The sequence below is a fragment of the Mucilaginibacter sp. P4_G9 genome, assembly GCF_056400985.1.
This window is the reverse complement of the sequence record NZ_JBFUKF010000370.1, coordinates 1-4,867: the sequence shown is the minus strand read 5'-3', so window position 1 is coordinate 4,867 and position 4,867 is coordinate 1. Positions and strand designations below refer to the sequence as shown.

Genomic DNA, 4,867 nt, shown 5'->3' with positions numbered 1-4,867 from the left:
GGGTAGTATATGATATCAGTTCGAAACCACCTGCTACAATTGAGTGGGAATAAATGGTTACTGTTTTTTATAACGGCGCTGGTACTGGCTGCATGTTCACCAAAGGTGCGGACGGTAACCACACCCGTAAAAAAACAATCTGAAACTGAAAAACCAAAAGCTGCCGAAAAGCCGCCGGTAAAACCTGTGACGGCTAAACCATTAACCATAGCCATGATGCTGCCTATGGGGTTGGATCATTTAAGGCCCGGTTCAAAATACACGTCATCGGGCCTCACCAAGGCCAATATGAGCGTGGAATATTACCAGGGCTTTAAATTGGCTTTGGATTCGCTGACAGCTGATGGCGCTAATTTTAAACTGCGTTTGTACGACTCAAAGGATGAGGACGCGCAATCGCATAGCCTGGCCCTTAATCCTCTTATCAAAAATAGCGACCTTATTGTTGGCCCGGTTTTCCCCGATGGTATAAAGATATTTGCCACGGGGCTTAATACAAAGTCGCCAATTGTTTCGCCGCTGTCACCGGCATCGCCTGCCACAATTAATAGCGACAATTTGATAACTGTTATGCCACCTTTAGAATACCATGGCTGGGGTGCCGCGCAGTTTATCAATGATAAATTAAAGCCTAAAAAAATATTTATTCTGCGTTCGGGATTTAGCCAGGAACAGGATTATGTGAGGGGATTTAAAAATGCCACAGACAGTTTAAGTAAAAAGAAGGTAAGGATAATAACCGTTGTTATTTCAAAAGGACAGCTTAGCGGTTTAATTCCCCAGCTTTCAAAAACAGAACAAAATGTGTTTGTGGTAGCCGCTACCGACCAGGCTTTTTTGAACGTTACGCTGCGATCATTAGATACCCTGAACAGGCATTACCCGGTGGTGCTGTTTGGACACCCAAGCTGGCAAAAGTTTGGTTTTTTAAAGGTTGATATTTTGCAGCGCTTAAAAACCCATATTACATCGGCCGACCAGGTTGATTACAAATCAGACGCCAGTATGGAATTTATAAGGGTATACCACAGGCTTTACCATGTTGAGCCTACCGATTATGCCATAAAAGGATTTGATGAAGGCATGTATTTTGGCAAACAGCTGATTGATAACAATTTTGCATCACTTGATAAGGCCGGTTTTACTGGCCTGCACAATAACTTCCGCTTTATAAAAAAACCGGGATTGGGTTGGGTGAACACCCATGTAAATGTATTAATGTATAGTAACTTTGAGTTAAAACAGGTAGAATGAAGGCAATAAACCAGCTTAAAACGTTTCAGCGCATAATAGGTGAATACCCGGTTGATACGCCCTTAAGTAAATTTTTACCCGGTTTTTACAGGCAAAACAAACAAATGGGCTCTACCGATAGGCGGGTAGCCAGCCGTTTAATATATAATTATTTCCGCATAGGGCAGGCCTTGCCCAACCTGGCTACCGACGAACGGCTTATTGTAGCCGAGTTTTTATGCCATACCCAAACTAACTCGTTCCTTCAAAATTTTAAGCCTGATTGGGCCGCTTGCGTAAGTTTTAATGTAGATGATAAGCTTGCCCTTGTAAAAACAGCTTACCCGGCATTTAAGCTTGATGATGTGTTCCCGTGGATAGATCAGGTATCGGCAGGGATTGATAAGGATGCCTTTTTAAAATCGTTTTTTTGTCAGCCCGATTTGTTTATCCGGGTACGCAATGGGTACGACCACCTGGTTAAAGCTCAACTGAACAAGGCCGGAGTTGTATTTAAAGACGAAGGCAACGGCTGTTACGCTTTGCCTAATGGTACAAGGCTTGAAACTATTTTTCCTAAACAAAACTGGTTTGAGGTACAGGATCTTTCATCACAGCAAACAGGCGATTTTTTCAGGCCGCAGCGCTGGGATAGCTGGTGGGATGCCTGTGCGGCATCGGGGGGTAAATCGCTGCTGCTGCACGAGGATGAGCCTAATATAAAATTGGTGGTATCTGATATCCGCGAATCGGTACTGGCCAACCTCGACGAGCGTTTCCAGCTGGCGGGTTTAACCAAGTACCAAAAAAAGGTGCTCGATCTGACCACCAATATCGATCAAACCCTGCATGATTATGAATTTGACGGGATCATTCTTGATGCCCCCTGCAGCGGCTCGGGCACCTGGGGGCGTACACCCGAGATGATAGCCCAGTTTATGCCTGCAAAAATTGAATTTTTTCAGCGCCTGCAAAAAAGCATCGCCCAAAACGTGGTGAAATACCTTAAGCCCGGCAAACCGCTTATTTACATCACCTGCTCGGCCTTTAAAGGCGAAAATGAGGATGTGGTTGATTACCTTGTAAAAGAGCTTGGCCTAAAGCTGGAAGAAAGCAAGGTGCTGAAAGGCTACGAGCACAAAGCGGATACAATGTTTGTGGCGAGGTTGAGCCCCCCGGCCCCCTAAAGGGGGAGTGAAAGCCGCGAGGCTTAATACGCTTCAACCGTTGCGAGGTTGTTGGCGGTTTGAACAATGCTTTTTTCCTACCGTCATTGCGAGGCACGAAGCAATCCCCGACTTACAGAGTAGCTATGCAAATCCGATCTGCATAGTTTGGGATTGCTTCGTACCTCGCAATGACGGGGGGGATGAAAGCACTTGCAGCTCCATCTGCACATCTGAAATCTATAATCTGCACATCTACAAATGCGTATTTGCCCTAAACAACTTAATAGCTATAGCCAACAAAATTATCCCAAATGATTTACGCAAAATACTCAATCCAACCGGCCCTAACAGTTTTTCGAGCCATTTTACGTTTTTGAGTACCAGGTAAACAACTATGGTGTTGAGCACTATGCCCACAATGATATTTTGAGTTTGATATTGCGATTTTAGTGAGAGCAGGGTAGTCATGGTTCCCGCGCCGGCTATAAGGGGGAAGGCGATAGGGACGATGGATGCAGATTGAGGTAATTCTTCCTTGAAAAAATCGACGCCTAATACCATTTCCATAGCGATGATAAATATCACCAGCGAACCTGCTATGGCAAATGATGAAATATCGAGCCCGATGATGGCCAGCAGTTCATCGCCCACAAACAAAAAAACGATCATTAATATCAATACCGCTATGCTTGCCTTTTCCGATTCGATATGCCCTACACGCTGGCGTACCTGGATAATTACGGGTATAGCGCCCAGGATATCAATAATTGCGAAAAGGATCATCGTAACTGATAATACCTCCCTGAAAATTAGTGGTTGCATGGCTTTAGGATTTATTCTTTAGACTTTAACCGGAAACTCAGCAAAAGTGCAATTAAAGCTTCGGTATAAAAAAAGAAGTTAACAAAAAAGGCACTGAAAATCAGTGCCTTTTTTTAATTGTATTGATATATGTTTATTCAACAAATTTTGGATTGATGGGATCAACAGCGGCCTCAACCTTACCATGCCTTACATGCGAACGTTTGATGCTGTAAGTGAAATACACAACAAAGCCTATCAGCAACCAAACAATAAGCCTTGCCCAGTTTTCCCAGCCCTCGCTGGCTATCATACATAAGCAAATTGCTGCGCCAAGCGGACAAACAACCATATACCATGGTGTTTTAAATGGACGAACAAGAGCTGGATCGGTTCTTCTTAAAATGAAGATACCCAAACATACCAGTACAAATGCAAACAGCGTACCGATGCTCACCATATCGCCTACATATTTATCCGGGATAAAACCCGCAAACAGCGATACGAAAATAAAGAACAACCATTGAGATTTGTATGGCGTACGGTATTTGGGATGTAATTTTGAAAACACTTTAGGAATTAAACCATCAGTACTCATGGTATAGAATACACGGGTTTGACCCATCAGCATCACCAGGATAACCGAGGAGAAACCTGCAAGAATAGATACAGTAACAAACGATGCTAACCATCCGTAACCAGGCATGGCAGTTTTAATAGCATAGCTCACTGATGCTTCTTTACCCTGGATCAGGAAGTCTTTATAAGATACTAAACCTGTTAATACGTGCGAGAAAAGGATATAAAGCGCAGTACAGATAACCAACGATATCAGGATACCTTTTGGCATATCGCGTTGTGGATTTTTAGCTTCCTGCGCAGCAGTTGATACGGCATCAAAACCAATGAAGGCAAAAAATACAACACTTGCCCCGCGCAACACACCCAGCCAGCCATGATTAAAAGTATCGGAGTAATCAACCGTACCCGCGCTAACTTTTATTACACCTGCATCAGCCGGGATAGTATAAGGCGTATGGAAGGCAGGATTAATGAAATGCCAGCCCAGGCCAATGATCATTAATACAATAGCTACTTTAATTACTACAATAATGTTATTTACCATTGCCGATTCTGCAGTACCGCGGATTAATAGCATAGTAAGCAGAAAAAGGATGAGGATAGCCGGCAGGTTTACAATACCCCTTGTACCAAACTCTGCAGCATACATACCTGCAGTGGTGTTTGAGGTTTCCATAAATGAGTGCGACCAGACATAGGGAATGTGTACGTTAAAAAATGTATGCAAAAACTCATTAAAGTATTGCGACCAGCCTATAGAAACTGTTGCCGCGCCTAATGCGTATTCAAGCACCAAATCCCAGCCTATGATCCAGGCAATAAACTCGCCCATGGTAGCGTAGGAATAGGTGTAGGCCGAACCGGCGATAGGGATCATACTGGCAAATTCTGCATAACATAAACCGGCCAGCGCGCAACCAGCCGCTGCTATAAGAAATGAAATGGTAACCGCCGGACCTGCATGTTCGCCTGCTGCCGCCGCCGTTCGTACAAAGATACCGGCACCGATAATTGCGCCAATACCAAGTGCTATAAGCGATCCAACGCCTATAGTTCTTTTCAGCGTTTTCTCAGTTTCCTTT

4 protein-coding genes are annotated in these 4,867 nt (G+C 44.0%); 2 read left to right on the top strand and 2 right to left on the bottom strand.

Annotated features, from left to right (window positions below; translation table 11 throughout):
- The first annotated feature begins 39 nt into the window (after positions 1-39).
- Together AC1DPZ_RS21900 and AC1DPZ_RS21895 are read left to right on the top strand one after the other, a co-directional pair.
- Positions 40-1,254 (top strand): ABC transporter substrate-binding protein, encoded by a 1,215-nt coding sequence (locus AC1DPZ_RS21900; protein ID WP_477407433.1) that lies wholly within the window; start codon positions 40-42, stop codon positions 1,252-1,254.
- Positions 1,251-2,420, top strand: coding sequence for an RsmB/NOP family class I SAM-dependent RNA methyltransferase (locus tag AC1DPZ_RS21895; protein WP_477407430.1), 1,170 nt, complete (start codon positions 1,251-1,253; stop codon positions 2,418-2,420). Before AC1DPZ_RS21900 ends, AC1DPZ_RS21895 begins: the two co-directional genes overlap by 4 nt.
- Before the next feature lie 234 nt (positions 2,421-2,654).
- Here AC1DPZ_RS21895 and AC1DPZ_RS21890 read toward each other — a convergent pair whose 3' ends face one another.
- Positions 2,655-3,224: a MarC family protein gene (locus AC1DPZ_RS21890; RefSeq protein ID WP_477407428.1), complete on the bottom strand. Its 570-nt coding sequence runs from the start codon at positions 3,222-3,224 to the stop codon at positions 2,655-2,657.
- A 133-nt stretch (positions 3,225-3,357) separates the two neighbouring features.
- Positions 3,358-4,867, bottom strand: a 1,510-nt coding sequence (locus AC1DPZ_RS21885) for an amino acid permease (protein ID WP_477407426.1), incomplete at its 5' end; no start/stop codon positions are given.